This window comes from Anaerococcus lactolyticus ATCC 51172 (assembly GCF_000156575.1).
In the GTDB taxonomy this organism is placed as follows: Bacteria; Bacillota; Clostridia; order Tissierellales; family Peptoniphilaceae; genus Anaerococcus; species Anaerococcus lactolyticus.
In genome coordinates this window covers 153,920-168,122 of sequence record NZ_GG666047.1, presented here as the reverse complement: position 1 = coordinate 168,122, position 14,203 = coordinate 153,920, and the positions used below count along the sequence as shown (strand labels likewise).

At 35.0% G+C, this 14,203-nt stretch carries 21 protein-coding genes and 1 tRNA gene; 4 read left to right on the top strand and 18 right to left on the bottom strand.

The features are described 5' to 3' along the window. The first annotated feature begins 177 nt into the window (after positions 1-177). Positions 178-253 (top strand) — tRNA-Thr (locus HMPREF0072_RS07450). 72 nt (positions 254-325) lie between these two features. Here the strand turns inward: HMPREF0072_RS07450 and HMPREF0072_RS12605 are convergent. From HMPREF0072_RS12605 to glmM, 12 genes are all read right to left on the bottom strand, one after another. Further along, a complete protein-coding gene (locus tag HMPREF0072_RS12605) occupies positions 326-568 on the bottom strand; it encodes a putative sulfate exporter family transporter (protein WP_423775369.1) in 243 nt (80 codons plus the stop codon). A 20-nt stretch (positions 569-588) separates the two neighbouring features. Next, on the bottom strand, positions 589-918 hold the full coding sequence (locus HMPREF0072_RS12600; RefSeq protein WP_282633095.1) for a putative sulfate exporter family transporter: 330 nt from the start codon (positions 916-918) through the stop codon (positions 589-591). 86 nt (positions 919-1,004) lie between these two features. Continuing rightward, positions 1,005-1,448 carry a Fur family transcriptional regulator gene (locus tag HMPREF0072_RS07440; RefSeq protein WP_037327430.1) on the bottom strand — a complete coding sequence of 148 codons (444 nt, stop codon included), beginning with the start codon at positions 1,446-1,448 and terminating at the stop codon, positions 1,005-1,007. A gap of 240 nt (positions 1,449-1,688) precedes the next feature. Beyond that, complete coding sequence (gene rplL, locus HMPREF0072_RS07435; RefSeq protein WP_004828833.1) at positions 1,689-2,072, bottom strand: 50S ribosomal protein L7/L12; 384 nt, start codon at positions 2,070-2,072, stop codon at positions 1,689-1,691. 33 nt (positions 2,073-2,105) lie between these two features. Next, positions 2,106-2,654: a 50S ribosomal protein L10 gene (gene rplJ / locus HMPREF0072_RS07430; protein WP_004828832.1), complete on the bottom strand. Its 549-nt coding sequence runs from the start codon at positions 2,652-2,654 to the stop codon at positions 2,106-2,108. A gap of 197 nt (positions 2,655-2,851) precedes the next feature. After that, positions 2,852-3,565 carry a 50S ribosomal protein L1 gene (gene rplA, locus HMPREF0072_RS07425; RefSeq protein WP_004828831.1) on the bottom strand — a complete coding sequence of 238 codons (714 nt, stop codon included), beginning with the start codon at positions 3,563-3,565 and terminating at the stop codon, positions 2,852-2,854. Between the two features lie 36 nt (positions 3,566-3,601). Continuing rightward, positions 3,602-4,030: a 50S ribosomal protein L11 gene (gene rplK, locus HMPREF0072_RS07420; protein WP_004828830.1), complete on the bottom strand. Its 429-nt coding sequence runs from the start codon at positions 4,028-4,030 to the stop codon at positions 3,602-3,604. Positions 4,031-4,088: 58 nt separating this feature from the next. After that, positions 4,089-4,667, bottom strand: a complete 579-nt coding sequence (nusG, locus tag HMPREF0072_RS07415) for a transcription termination/antitermination protein NusG (protein WP_004828829.1) — start codon at positions 4,665-4,667, stop codon at positions 4,089-4,091. A 7-nt stretch (positions 4,668-4,674) separates the two neighbouring features. Then, the gene (secE, locus tag HMPREF0072_RS07410) at positions 4,675-4,857 is read right to left on the bottom strand and encodes a preprotein translocase subunit SecE (protein ID WP_004828828.1); all 183 of its coding nucleotides are present in this window, start codon (positions 4,855-4,857) and stop codon (positions 4,675-4,677) included. A gap of 8 nt (positions 4,858-4,865) precedes the next feature. Further along, entirely contained in the window at positions 4,866-5,015 is a 150-nt protein-coding gene (rpmG, locus tag HMPREF0072_RS07405; protein WP_004828827.1) for a 50S ribosomal protein L33, read from the bottom strand. 86 nt (positions 5,016-5,101) lie between these two features. Further along, the gene (locus HMPREF0072_RS07400) at positions 5,102-5,419 is read right to left on the bottom strand and encodes a hypothetical protein (protein WP_004828826.1); all 318 of its coding nucleotides are present in this window, start codon (positions 5,417-5,419) and stop codon (positions 5,102-5,104) included. Continuing rightward, positions 5,412-6,761 carry a phosphoglucosamine mutase gene (gene glmM, locus HMPREF0072_RS07395; protein ID WP_004828825.1) on the bottom strand — a complete coding sequence of 450 codons (1,350 nt, stop codon included), beginning with the start codon at positions 6,759-6,761 and terminating at the stop codon, positions 5,412-5,414. The genes HMPREF0072_RS07400 and glmM overlap by 8 nt, the downstream gene beginning before the upstream one ends. Positions 6,762-6,879: 118 nt before the next feature. On the opposite strand from glmM, the gene HMPREF0072_RS07390 reads away from it, so the two are divergent. Genes HMPREF0072_RS07390 through HMPREF0072_RS07380 form a run of 3 tightly spaced genes read left to right on the top strand, consistent with a single transcriptional unit; the run spans position 6,880 to position 8,596 of the window. After that, positions 6,880-7,590 carry a tRNA1(Val) (adenine(37)-N6)-methyltransferase gene (locus tag HMPREF0072_RS07390; RefSeq protein ID WP_004828824.1) on the top strand — a complete coding sequence of 237 codons (711 nt, stop codon included), beginning with the start codon at positions 6,880-6,882 and terminating at the stop codon, positions 7,588-7,590. Continuing rightward, on the top strand, positions 7,590-8,408 hold the full coding sequence (rsmI, locus tag HMPREF0072_RS07385) for a 16S rRNA (cytidine(1402)-2'-O)-methyltransferase (protein WP_004828823.1): 819 nt from the start codon (positions 7,590-7,592) through the stop codon (positions 8,406-8,408). The genes HMPREF0072_RS07390 and rsmI overlap by 1 nt, the downstream gene beginning before the upstream one ends. A gap of 8 nt (positions 8,409-8,416) precedes the next feature. Beyond that, positions 8,417-8,596 (top strand): hypothetical protein, encoded by a 180-nt coding sequence (locus tag HMPREF0072_RS07380; protein WP_004828822.1) that lies wholly within the window; start codon positions 8,417-8,419, stop codon positions 8,594-8,596. 90 nt (positions 8,597-8,686) lie between these two features. Here the strand turns inward: HMPREF0072_RS07380 and rpsU are convergent, their stop codons facing one another. The 6 genes from rpsU to grpE all read right to left on the bottom strand — a co-directional run bounded on the left by rpsU (position 8,687) and on the right by grpE (position 14,200). Then, positions 8,687-8,869: a 30S ribosomal protein S21 gene (gene rpsU, locus HMPREF0072_RS07375; protein WP_004828821.1), complete on the bottom strand. Its 183-nt coding sequence runs from the start codon at positions 8,867-8,869 to the stop codon at positions 8,687-8,689. A gap of 41 nt (positions 8,870-8,910) precedes the next feature. Then, complete coding sequence (locus tag HMPREF0072_RS07370; protein WP_004828820.1) at positions 8,911-9,252, bottom strand: histidine triad nucleotide-binding protein; 342 nt, start codon at positions 9,250-9,252, stop codon at positions 8,911-8,913. A 57-nt stretch (positions 9,253-9,309) separates the two neighbouring features. After that, the gene (gene mtaB, locus HMPREF0072_RS07365) at positions 9,310-10,608 is read right to left on the bottom strand and encodes a tRNA (N(6)-L-threonylcarbamoyladenosine(37)-C(2))-methylthiotransferase MtaB (protein WP_004828819.1); all 1,299 of its coding nucleotides are present in this window, start codon (positions 10,606-10,608) and stop codon (positions 9,310-9,312) included. Further along, positions 10,605-11,726, bottom strand: coding sequence for a molecular chaperone DnaJ (gene dnaJ, locus HMPREF0072_RS07360; protein WP_039931234.1), 1,122 nt, complete (start codon positions 11,724-11,726; stop codon positions 10,605-10,607). Before dnaJ ends, mtaB begins: the two co-directional genes overlap by 4 nt. A gap of 96 nt (positions 11,727-11,822) precedes the next feature. After that, entirely contained in the window at positions 11,823-13,637 is a 1,815-nt protein-coding gene (gene dnaK / locus HMPREF0072_RS07355) for a molecular chaperone DnaK (protein WP_004828817.1), read from the bottom strand. Positions 13,638-13,648: 11 nt separating this feature from the next. Next, the gene (gene grpE, locus HMPREF0072_RS07350) at positions 13,649-14,200 is read right to left on the bottom strand and encodes a nucleotide exchange factor GrpE (RefSeq protein WP_037327501.1); all 552 of its coding nucleotides are present in this window, start codon (positions 14,198-14,200) and stop codon (positions 13,649-13,651) included. Positions 14,201-14,203 lie beyond the last annotated feature (3 nt).

The following is a 14,203-nucleotide window of genomic DNA, read 5'->3' as shown; positions in this document are numbered from 1 at the left end:
GTACCAATGTTAATATGTGGTTTGCTTCTTTCAAATGTTTGTTTGCTCATTAATTCCTCCTAATGTACTCATATACATTATTCTACCATATATGATAAAAAAATTCTATTAATTTCTACAAATTTATTATATTTTTGAACTTGTATTTACAAAATTAGCTTGTATAATAATAAATGTGCCGCTTTAGCTCAGTAGGTAGAGCGCTTCCATGGTAAGGAAGAGGTCCTCGGTTCAATTCCGGGAAGCGGCTCCATTTTTTTTTGTAAATTTTTAACTATAAATTAAAAACGTCCTTGCTAAGTTTAATCAAAGCAAAGACGTTTTTTTATACCATTCCCATGAAATAAATAACTAATATTGCTACCATAACTACAAGTAAGGATATTATAAATCCATGTAGCATAGGATTGATGCCAGCTTTTTTCATATCCCTATATTTGGTATTTAAACCAATAGCAGCAAGGGCTGCTACCATCAAAAATTTCGATATATCTTTTAGGTTGCTTGATAATTCTTCAGATTTAAAACCTAGGGAATTTAGCATTACCATAATTAAAAATACAAGTATAAAAAATGGAACGATTTAGCTTAGCATAAATTTCTTTTCAACATATTCATGTCCCATTTTTTTACTTCAAGTCTATGATGGATGAGTCTAAAAATTAATACTACCGAAATGATTGAAAGGCTCCTTGTAAGTTTTACCATGGTTGCAAAATCACCAGCTGCATCTGAGTAGGAAAATCCTGCAGCTACTACACTTGAAGTGTCATTTACAGCAGTTCCAGTCCAAAGTCCGTATGCCATATCACTTTGTCCCATTGCCCTACCCATAATAGGAAAGGCAATTATCATAAACATATCAAATAAAAATGTAGCACTCATAGCATAGGCTATATCAGTATCCTCTGCTTCTATAACTGGTGCTATTGCTGCAATAGTAGATCCTCCACAAATACCGGTATTTAGTCAAATAAAAAAGCGTTTATAAAACGCTAAATCTATTATTTACAATCAGGGCAAATCCCCCTGTAGATTACTTCAGTAGTGTCAATCGTATAATCTTTTAGCCTAGCAGGTTTTGCAATATCAGTTATTTCTAAATCTTCTATTTTTCCACAAACTTCACAAATAAAGTGACCATGACTAGGTTTTTTGAATTCATATCTTTTTGAAGTCATATTAAAATCAAGTTCTTTGACCAACTTATGTTTCACAAAAAGGTTCAAGCTATTATAAACTGTTGCTTGACTGATAACAGGATCCTTGCTTTTAAGATCCTTAAAAATCTTTTCTGCTGTTGGATGGATTGGATGGGTAATCAAATAATCCAAAATTAATAGCCTTTGGTGAGATATCCTTATTTTTTTATCTTGAAGGATTTTTTTTAACTTATTAAGTCTTTTTTCGTAGTTTTCATCCCTTAAACTTTCTATTAACTCATGCATATTCTCCCACACCTTTCTACCAGATAATATACGATAAAATGTCTATTTGTCAATAATTTGCGAATGATTCTCTAAATCAATCTACTAGTAAAAATATAATATAATTGCATATAAAAACAAATTATGCCTATAAACAAAGGTGTCTATACAAAAACATTATCGATTATATTAATTAAAAACAAAACCTCCTAACAACTAGCTAGGAGGTTTTCTAGGCTAAACCTAGATAAATTAATTAAATTATGCTAATTCTACTTCAGCGCCTGCTTCTTCTAGAGCTGCTTTAACTTCTTCAGCCTTATCTTTAGCAACACCTTCAAGAACGTTAGCTGGAGCTCCATCAACTAGAGCCTTAGCTTCTTTTAGTCCAAGACCTGCAAGATCTTTAACTACTTTGATAACGTTGATTTTAGATTGACCAGCTGATTTAAGAACTACTGTGAATTCTGTTTTTTCTGCTGCGCCTGCTGCTTCAGCTCCACCTGCTGCTGGTGCTGCTACTGCAACTGCTGCTTGAGCTGATACTTCAAATTCTTCTTCGATTGCTTTAACTAGTTCTGAAAGTTCAAGAACTGTAAGATTTTTGATTTCTTCTAATAAGTTTGTTACTTTTTCTGATGCCATTTTATTTCTCCTTAAATTTTAATTATTATTTTATTATGCTGCTTCGTTTTGTTTCTTATTTGCCACTTCATTAAGGGCAATAGCAAGTTTAGAAATTGTGTTGTTAAGATCTCCGGCAAGAGTTCTAATAGGTGCTTGTAATACATTTGCAAGCATTGAGTGTAATACTTCTGTAGCTGGTAATGTAGCTATTGCCATCATTTGTTGGCCATTTTGGTAATTACCCTCAACTATACCTGATTTCAAAACTAATTTTTCTTCATTTGCTTCTTTTTCTTTTCTGTAGTCAACTGCTATCTTTGGTCCGTCTACTAAATCATGTTTAGAAAATACTAGGGCGTTTGCTCCTTTTAGGTCTTCGATTAATTCATCATAACCTAGTTCTTGGAAAGCAAATCTCATCATAGTATTTTTGTAAACTTTATATTCAGCGTCTTTTTCTCTGAACTTGTTACGTAATTCTGTGATTTCCTTAACGTCCATTCCGTTAAAACCTACAAGTGTCACAGATTGTGAACCTTCGATTTTAGCTTTGATTTCATCAACTACTAGCTGTTTAGCTGCTATAGCTTTTTCGCTCACTTTTTCACCTCCTAAGGCTAATGGTAGGCATATAAAAACCCCACTTTATATAGACACCTTAATAGCGCCTACATCGGTGGGGATGTAGTTAATTTCTCCCACCTATACGCAATTATTAAACATTGCTGTCTGCGTAGTCTTTGGTAGCCTGTTTATTTGACTTATATATTATATCACCAATCTAATAATATTGCAAATTATTTTGTTTCTACTAATTCGCTTGCCCTGCTTGCTTGTAATTTTACACCAGGACCCATTGTAGATGCAACTGTGATTGATTTGATATATTTACCCTTTGCTGCTGCTGGTCTTGCCTTAACAACTTCTGTTATTAGAGCTTTTATGTTTTCAGCTAGTTTGTTTGCTCCAAATGATACCTTACCAGCTGGTACGTGGATTAAGTTAGCCTTGTCTGTTCTATACTCAACCTTACCTGCTTTGATATCTTCGACAGCTTGTTTAACGTCATTTGTAACTGTACCAGTTTTTGGGTTTGGCATTAAGCCTTGAGGACCAAGTACCCTACCAAGTCTACCTACTGTAGCCATCATATCTGGTGTAGCAATTACTACGTCAAAATCTAACCAACCATCTTTTTGGATTTTTTCAGCATATTCTTCGTTACCTGCATAGTCAGCACCTGCTGCTAGTGCTTCATCTATTCTATCGTCTTTTACGAAGGCAAGTACTTTTTGTACCTTACCAGTACCGTGTGGCAAAATAACTGTGCCTCTAACTTGTTGGTCAGCATGTCTGCTGTCAACACCTAAGCTAAAGTGTAGTTCTACAGTTTCATCAAATTTCGCCTTTGCAGTTTTTTCAACAATTTCAAGTGCTTCGTTTAATTCATATTCTTTAGTAGAATCATATAAAGCTTTTGATTCTATATATTTTTTTCCTCTTTTAGCCATTTAATACCTCCTGTGGTCAACGAGTAAACTCTCCCACTAATCTTCTACAGTGACTCCCATACTTCTTGCTGTTCCTGCTATCATGCTTACTGCAGCTTCTAAGCTTGCAGCATTAAGATCTTCCATCTTAGTTTTAGCAATTTCTTCAAGTTGGCTTCTCTTGATTGAGCCAACTTTATTTTTGTTTGGTTCACCTGAACCCTTTGCTAGGTTGATAGCTTTTTTGATTAATACTGGTGCTGGTGGTGTTTTAGTTATAAATTTGAATGTTCTATCCGTAAAAATAGTCATTTCAACCGGTATAATCATTCCAGCTTGGTCAGCTGTCTTAGCATTAAATGCTTGAACAAATTCCATTATGTTGATTCCATGAGGACCTAATGCGGTTCCTACTGGTGGTGCTGGTGATGCAGCTCCTGCTGGTACTTGTAGTTTTACTATCGCTTGTATATCTTTTTCTGCCATAATTTACCTCCTTGTGGTGATTCGGGTTACCCCTCCCACTATTTAGACAGTACTAAATTTATTCAATATCACTATATTCTAGGTCTATGAGTGTATCACGACCGAACATATCTACGTATGCTTTTATAATGCCCTTTTCATTATCAATTTCATCAATCTTTGCAACAAAGTCTTTGAATGGGCCAGCAATGATATTTACGTCATCTCCTGGTTTTACTTTGATATTTAATACAGGTTCTTTTTCCTTTACGCCGAATTTTCTCACTTCAGCCTTTGTTAATGGTACTGGATCCCCATCTGGACCAACAAAACCTGTAACACCTTGGGTGTTTCTAATTATATACCAAGATTTACTTGTAACGTTCATTTTGACCATTACATAGCCAGGGAATAACTTTCTTGTCTTTACTTTCTTGTCGTTATTCTTAACCTCAACATACTCTTCAGTTGGCACAGTCACATCTACTATATCTGGGTTTTGCTCATTGTCGATCATCATTTGAATCTTATCAGCAACCCTATTTTCATAGCCAGTATAGGTGTGAACTACATACCACCTTGCTTTTTTTTCTATTTCGGTTAATAAAGCTTCTTTTTCTTCTTCTTTATTGGTTTCAAAGTTTAAAGAATCAGTCATTGTCCACCTACAATATTGTTGATAGTAGGAAATGGAAAATCTTATCAAGAACCCAGATAGCAACACCTGTTGTTGCACTGATGGCGATTACTATTAAAGTATACTCTAATGTAGTCTTCTTGACAGGCCATTGGATCTTTTTGTATTCTTTACTTACTCCAGCGAAGAAAGAATCTTGTTTCTTAGCCATTTAATCTCCTACCTTGTTTCTTTATGAACTGTGTGTTTTTTGCAGAATGGGCAGTATTTTTTAAGCTCAATTCTCTCACTATGATGGGTTTTGTTTTTTGTTGTATCATAGTTTCTATTTTTGCATTCTGTGCATTCTAATTTAACTTTAACTCTCATAAAACACCTCCTATTTGTTTATACGGATACTTCCATACAATCATATATATTACCTGTTAAGTCAACTCTTGTCAACACCTTGAGATTTAATTTAAGAGTTTTCTTACGAATTCTTCTCTTTTTTTGACAAGTAGTTGTCTAAGGTCATCTAAATCATGGTTCGAAAAGCAGCAATCACTATAAGAAAGAAGAATATCTTCAATGTCATCAAATTCATAGAGACCTTCTTCTTCAAACCTTCCTAAGTATTCATCTTCCCTGTCATAATACACAAGAGGTGGATAGGCCTTAATTTTTGATGTATCAAAGACAACATAGGATTCTTTTGCGTAAACCCTACCCCTCACAATTAAAAAACTCTCTCTTATATCAATTTCTCTTCCACTCTTACAATCCTTAATCAAGGCTTAGGCCATTTTCCTTAATGGTATTGACTATTTCCATAGCAGAATCATTTGCAATTTTTTCTGTCTCAGCTTCTACCATTACCCTTATAAGCGGTTCTGTTCCTGATTTACGAACTAAAACCCTTCCTGAATTTTCAAGTTCTTTTTCTATTTTTTCAACACTCGCGCTTACTTTTTCGTTGTCCAAAACAGTGTTTTTATCCTTTACTCTCACGTTTATTAAAACTTGAGGGTAGATTTTAAGGTCACGAACTAGGCTCTTTAAATCATTTTTTGATTCAATCATAGCTTCCATTATTTTTAAAGAAGTTAAAATGCCGTCGCCTGTATTGGCAAACTTCTTTATTATAATATGACCTGACTGCTCCCCACCTAATTCTATATCTTTTTCGTACATACGGTCGTGGACATTTTTATCGCCCACATCTGTTTTTTCGTAATTAATTCCAAGTTTATCAAAGGCCTTATAAAGACCAATATTTGACATTACTGTTGTAACAACAGTATTAGAATCAAGAGCTCCGTCCTTTTTCATATAATTTGCTAATATATAAAGGATGGAATCTCCATCAATCACATTTCCTTCATTATCAACAGCTATACACCTATCACAGTCTCCGTCAAAGGCAAAACCAAGGTCTAATTTATTTTCAGCTACATATTTTCTAAGTCCATCTATGTGAGTTGAACCCGCATCCTTGTTTATGTTAAAGCCATTTGGCTCTGCATTTATCAAAAATGTATCCGCACCTAGGGCATCATAAACTGGTTTAGCTATAGTAAAGGCAGCTCCATTTGCGCAATCAAGTCCGACCCTAATTCCCTCAAAGGACTTAGTAACTGTCTGGATTAGATAAGCAATATACCTATTACGACCCCCGATATAGTCAACTGTCCTTCCAATTTCTTCGCCGACAGCTAGGTCAATATCTTTAATATCAGAATCTATATACTCTTCGAGTTTGTAGAGAAAATCATCTTGCATTTTCTCCCCGTATTTATTTATAATTTTAATTCCATTGTCATAATATGGATTGTGGCTTGCTGTAATCATAATTCCACAATCAAAATCCTCTGTTCTTGTTATATATGAAACTGAAGGAGTAGGTGTGACGTGTAAAAGATGGGCATTTGATCCTGATGAGGTTATACCAGCTGATAGGGCATCTTCGAACATATATGAAGATCTTCTTGTATCCTTACCAATTAGAATTTTACCAGAGCCATTATTCTTTTTAGAAAAATAATCCCCAATAAACCTACCAATTTTAAAAGCATGGTAAACATTAAGATTTTTATTTGCCTCGCCTCTAAAACCATCTGTACCAAAATATTTCATAATCTCTCCTTTCAAGATTAATTTACTCTTATATTATACTTCCAAGATAGGATTTTTAGAAATAAGTCACCGAGATTTTAACGATTTTAAATTTATAAATATCTGATATAATATAAGTATGATAAAGTTAGATTATATTCCAAGAACAAATTTAAAAATGATTCACATAGATGGTGCCTATTCCTTTGGAATCGACTCAATTTTGCTCGCTGACTTTGCAAAGATGAAGAAAAACAAAATTCTCCTCGATATTGGATCGGGCAATGGTATTTTAGCAATGATGGCAAATAGCCTTTACGATTTGGAAAAAGTCTATGCGGTAGAAATCCAAGGGGCCAAGACAAAAATCCTAAAGGAAAATTTAGACCTTAATGGCATAAATAATATTGAAATAATAAACGAAGACTTAAATAAGGTTGATTTTAAGGAGAACAGCCTAGATTACATAATAACCAATCCCCCTTATTATAAGATTGACCAAAATATCAAAAATAAGGACGAAGAATACCTAATTTCTAGGCAAGAACTATATTTAAACTTAGACGATATCTTTGCCTTTGCAAACAAAAGTCTTAAGGATAAGGGCAAACTTTTTATGATTCACAAACCAGAAAGAATGGTAGAAATTTTTAATAAGTCGGGAAATTTGAAACCAAAAAGAATCCGTTTTGTATCATCTACCTACGATACCAGGCCACAATTTATCCTAATAGAATTTGTAAAAAATGCTAAAGATGGCCTTAAAATCGAAAATCCGATTATAATCTATAAAGATGGCACCTATACCGACCAAGTAAAAAAAATAAACGGAACTTATAAGGAGAACTAATGGACTACCAAATATACTTTGTGCCAACACCGATTGGCAACCTCGAAGACATGACCCTAAGGGCAATAAATACATTAAAGAAAGTCGACCTCATTGCATGCGAAGACACCAGAGAATCTAAAAAACTCTTAGACTTTTACGAAATTAACAAACCCTTAACTTCCTACCACAAATTTAATGAGCAAGCCAAAAGCGAAGAACTAATTAAAAAGGCTAACGAAGGAGTAACAATAGGAGTAATTAGCGATCAGGGCATGCCTGGTATGTCTGACCCTGGCGAAATCTTAATAAAAAAATGTATAGACAATGATATCTCATATACAATCCTACCTGGCCCAAGTTCAATACTTACAGCCCTAATCGGTTCAGGCCAAGATATGACAACCTTCACCTTTTATGGATTTATCGGCAAAAAATCTAAAGAGAAAAATGAACTTTACGAGAAATTAAAAAACGAAGACAAAACTTCGATAATATTTGACTCGGTCCACAACCTACCAAAAACAATCGAGGACTTCAAGAAAATTTTCCCAGAAAGAAAACTTACCATAGCAAGGGAATTAACAAAAAAATTCGAAGAATATAAGACCTATACTATTAAAGATATAAATCCAGAAGAAATTACCCTTAAGGGCGAATTTGTCCTAATTTTGGAAGGCAAAAAAGCAGATGAGTCTGCTGATATTTCTTATTTTGACGGCAAAATAAAAGAAATGATTAGAGATGGCAAATCGACCAAAGAAATCGTCAAAGAAATTAAGAAAGAAAGTTCTTTTTCTAAAAACGAAATTTATGAATATGTAATTAATTTTGAATAGGAGATTTTATGCTGAAAAGTAAAAAGTATTTAAAAATAGGATTGGCAATGATTCTAATAGCAGTATTATTCGTATACTATGCCTTACATCATCCAGAAGCGTCCTTTCCATGGCCTAATAGTATAACATATACCATTTACATGACCTATCTTGCCCTAACTATTTATTTTATAATTAAAAAAGATTGAAGTATAAACCAAGAGTCCTAGATAGAATAAAAGTCTGGGACTTTTAATTTTGCCATAAAAAAACCACCCACATCGTGGATGGTTAAATTATTATTTTCTTTTTCTGTTTTTTCTTTTAGCAGCGTCGTTTTTCTTTTTCTTAATAACGCTTGGTTTTTCGTAGTGTTCTCTTCTTCTGTATTCAGAAAGTACACCGGATCTTGCGCATTGTCTTTTGAATCTCTTAATCGCACTGTCGATTGATTCGTTTTCTCCAACTCTGATTTCTGTCATCTCTATCCCCCCTCTCGTATATGCACTAGTTTAAACTTAAATCAGCCTGGTGGCCATTGTAGGCTTCTATCGCCAAGAACATGGAAATGCATGTGAGGTACAGTTTGTCCTCCATCTTCTCCTATGTTATTGACAATCCTATATCCGTTATCAGCTATGCCCTTTTCGCGAGCAATTTTTCTGATTGCCAAAAATATCTTGCCTATCAAATCACTATCAGACTCATCGAGAGTTTCTAAACTTTGTATGTGCTTTTTTGGTATAACAAGAAAATGGATAGGTGCTTGTGGATCTAAGTCGTCAAATGCAATTAACTCATCATCTTCGTAGATTATCTTAGAAGGAATTTCTCCATCTACAATCTTACAAAATACACAATCCATACTTCACCCCCATTAATATATATGTTACCACAATTATTTTTAAGAGTAAAGTTTTTATTAACTTATTTCACCGATTAATTCATCATTTATAAGTCCAGTGATTTTTACATCGTAAATTTCATTTGTTGGAAGGCTTGGATTTTCCACATTTACCCTTAAATAATTGGTTGAATATCCTGATTTAAAGCCAGCCATGTCAGATTTTTCTTCAAATAAAACTGATAAAGTTTTTCCTACTTGATTTTCCAAAAATTTTTCTCTGTTGGTTTTCTCAATTGCTTCTAAATCTTTTAAACGCTCTTTTTTAACGTTTCCATCTACTTGGCCCTTCATTGTTGCTGCTCTTGTCCCATCTCTTTTTGAATATTTGAACAAATGGGTTTTTGCAAATTTAATTTCTTTTACAAATGCCATGGTCTCTTGATGGTTAGCTTCTGTTTCTCCAGGAAAGCCTACAATTATATCTGTGGTTAATCCAGCGTTCGGGAATATTTCCCTAATCAAGTCAGTTTTTTCCTTAAATACTTTTGTATCATACTTCCTGTTCATAGCTCTTAGGACATCATCTGACCCTGATTGTAATGATAAGTGAAAGTGGTCACAGGCCTTTTTTGTCGCCTTCATTCTTTCAAGGAAGTCTCTGGTAATGTGCCTTGGTTCCATTGATGAAAGGCGAATCCTTTTAATACCATCAACTTTTGCTACATTTTCAATTACATCTATTAAGCTAATTCCGTCTTTGAAGTCCTTGCCGTAGCTTGCAACGTGGATACCTGTTAGGACAATTTCCTTAAAACCATTTTCTGCTAGTCTCTCAGCTTCTTTGACAATAGAATCCATTGGACGACTTACGACATTGCCCCTAGCATAAGGAATCAAACAATATGAGCAATACATATTGCATCCGTCTTGGATTTTCATATAGGCCCTGGTCATTTCTGTTTGGTTTGAAATTTCTAAATCTTCAAAAGATTTTTCTTCCGAAACAGATATTACTTGGTCAATGGCTTCCTTATTTTGGAGCATATCTTCGCAAAGGTCAACAACTTCTTCCTTATTTCTTGAGCCTAGGATTATATCCACGCCTTCGATTTTTGCTACATCTTCTGGTTTTACCTGAGAATAACAACCCATTACAGCTATGATTGCATCCGGATTATCTTTCCTAGCCCTAGAAATCATCTGACGACTCTTTCTATCTGACATATTGGTAACTGTGCAAGTATTTATGACATAGACAGATGCGTTATTTTCTTTTCTTTCAAAACCTCTTGCCTTAAAGATTTCCTCAACAGCTTCAGACTCATATTGGTTAACCTTACAGCCAAGAGTTATGATATTGTACGTGTTTTTCATTCAAAAAGGTCCTTTACTTTGTCAAAAAACGACTTTTCTTCCCTAACTTCACTTCCACTTGCTTCTGCGTAGGCTTTTAGAGCTTCTTTTTGCTCTTTAGAAAGTTTGGTAGGTGTTACGACCTTGACGTAGAAGTATAAGTTACCTGTCCTACCTGTCCTCTTATCTTCGATTCCTTCATTCTTTAGGGTAAATCTCTCACCAGTTTGAGTTCCTGCTGGGATTTCAAATTCGACAGATTTTCTAAGGGTTGCTACATCAATTTTTCCACCAAGAGCTGCTGTTGGAAAGCTAATTGGCATTTCATAATAAATATCAAGGCCATCTCTCTTGAATATTTCATGGTTGGCTACCCTAAGAATCACATAAAGGTCACCATTTGGACCTCCATTTTCTCCAACATGTCCCTTACCTGATAGCCTAATCACATTATTATCTTCAACACCTGATGGAATATCAATTTTGATTTTTTCTGACTTATATTCCTTACCTGTACCCTTGCAATTTTTGCATGGTTTATCTATTATTTCACCTGTACCATGACACTTAGAGCAGGTTACAGTCCTTGACATAGTCCCAAAAGGTGTTCTTGATACTTCATTAACTACGCCTTGACCATGACAAGTTGAACAGGTATGAGTTTCCGATCCTTCTTCAGCTTTTGATCCGTGGCAAACATGACATTCTTCCTCACGTCTTATTTGTATCTCCTTGCTTGTACCAAAGGCTGCCTCTTGAAAAGTAAGATTTACTACCTGTTGGATATCAGCTCCCTTACTAGGCCTTTTCCTGTTTGCTCCATAGCCTTGGCTAAAGACATCACCAAATAAATCACCAAAAATATCGCCAAAACCACCAAATCCTCCACCAAATCCACCATTAAAGCCAGCTCCTCCATTTTCAAAGGCAGCTGCTCCGTAGGTATCGTATTTTTGTTTTTTATCTGGATCTGAAAGTATTTCGTAAGCAAGGTTTGCTTCCTTAAACTTTTGTTCAGCTTCTTCATTATCTGGATTTAAGTCTGGGTGGTATTTTTTCGCAAGTTTCCTATATTCTCTTTTTATTTCAACACTTGTCGCAGTTCTTTCTACTCCAAGCACTTCATATGGGTCTCTCATATATCCTCCAATCACTAAAAAAAGCTATTTCACTAGGAAATAGCCCCTTTTATCAATTGTTTTTATTATACTAGCTATAGTAAAACTTTCAAAAGATTATTCTTCATCTTCGTCGATTACTTCATAGTCAGCATCAACAACATCTTCATTGCTTGCGCCGTTAGTTCCTGCGTTTGCTTCGTTTGCCTTATACATTTTTTCGCTTACCTTGTAGATTTCGTTGGTCAACTCTTCTGATAGGCTCTTAATCTTGTCTATATCGTTAGCTCCGATTGCTTCTTCAAGTTTTTTAGCCTTAGCTTCGATATTTTCTTTATCAGCGCCTTCAAGCTTAGCGTCTTCTACAGTTTTTCTAGCTTGGTAAACTAGGTTTTCAGCATTGTTTTTAGCGTCTATGTCTTCTTTTTTCTTCTTATCTTCTTCAGCAAATTTCTCTGCTTCCTTGATTTTTTTATCAATTTCTTCTTCTGATAAGTTAGATGAAGATGTAATTGTTATTTTTTGTTCCTTGCCAGAACCTTGATCTTTTGCTGTTACATTTACAATACCATTAGCATCTATATCAAAAGTTACTTCGATTTGTGGCACACCACGTCTTGCTGCAGGGATACCTGTTAATTGGAACCTACCAAGGGTAGTGTTGTCTGCTGCCATTTCACGTTCACCTTGAACTACGTGGATGTCTACTTCTGTTTGACCATCTGCTGCAGTTGTAAAGATTTGTGATTTCTTTGTTGGGATTGTTGTATTTCTTTCAATTAATTTTGTAGCAACTCCACCAAGAGTTTCGATACCAAGTGAAAGAGGTGTTACATCAAGAAGTAATAGGTCTTTAACTTCACCAGTTAATACACCACCTTGGATAGCTGCACCGATAGCAACTGATTCATCTGGGTTGATATCTTTTTGTGGTTCTTTGCCGATTATTTTCTTAACTAATTCTTGAACAGCTGGCACCCTTGTAGAACCACCAACTAATAGAACCTTGTCAATATCAGATGCTGATAAACCTGCGTCATGAAGAGCATCTTCTACTGGTTTTCTAGTTTTTTCTACTAAGTCGTGGGTTAATTCATCAAATTTAGCCCTTGATAGGTTGATGTCTAAGTGGACTGGTTGACCATCAACAGCTGTGATAAATGGTAGATTTACATTTGTTGTAAGGGTTGAAGATAATTCCTTCTTAGCCTTTTCAGCTGCATCTTTAAGTCTTTGCATAGCTGTTAAATCTTTTGTTAGATCAACTCCAGATTCTTTCTTAAATTCACTTGCAAGATAATCCACAACTGCATTATCAAAGTCATCTCCACCTAATTTGTTGTTACCTCTTGTAGCTAATACTTCAAATACTCCATCACCTACTTCTAGGATTGAAACATCGAAGGTACCACCACCAAGGTCATAAACCATAATCTTAGATTGGTCAGTTTCCTTGTCCATACCATAAGCAAGTGCTGCTGCAGTAGGTTCGTTTATAATTCTGTCTACTTTAAGACCTGCGATTTGTCCAGCATCTTTTGTTGCTTGTCTTTGAGCATCTGTAAAGTAAGCAGGTACTGTAATTACAGCGTTTGTTACCTTATCATTCAAATAAGCCTCAGCGTCTGCCTTTAATTTTTGAAGAATCATTGCTGAGATTTCTTCTGGTGTATATTGTTTGCCATCAATTTCAGGGCTTTTCCAATCATGACCCATCTCTCTTTTAACTGATGATATTGTTCTGTGTGGGTTGGTGATTGCTTGTCTTTTAGCTGTTTCACCTACCAATCTCTCTCCATCTTTTGAGAAAGCTACAACTGATGGAGTAGTTCTATTACCTTCGCTATTTGGAATAATGGTTGGTGTACCACCTTCCATAACAGCTACTGCTGAGTTTGTTGTACCTAAGTCAATTCCTATAATTTTTGCCATAATTTTTCCTCCTACTTGCTTACCTTAACCATAGCTGGTCTAAGGACTCTGCCGTTTAATGTGTATCCTTTTTGGAATGTCTCAATAATATAATCTTCTTCAACTGTGTCATTTGCTTCTGTCATAACTGCATGATGAAGATTGTGATCAAATTTTTCGCCATCTGAAGCAATTTCTTCTAGCCCTTCATTTTTAAGGGTCTTGAGAAGTTCATCTCTTGTCATAATAACTCCCTTAACAAATGGGTCTTCTGGGTCCTTATCCTTAAGAGCCCTATCAAAATTGTCTAAAACTGGTAATAATTTTTCTACCAAAGAACTTGATGCAAACTTCTTAAAGTCTGCCTTGGCCTTTTCTTCTCTTTGCTTGTAATTTGCAAAATCAGCCATTAGTCTTTGATATTTTTCTATATATTCGTTATTTGCTGAAGAGTCTTTTTCGTCATCAACTATTTCTGCATCGACAACTTCTTCATCAACTTCTTCTGCGATTTCATCTTCTATATCTTTAATATCTTCGACTTCTTCGTCGATATTTTCATCTTTTTTAATATCGTCTGCCAATTC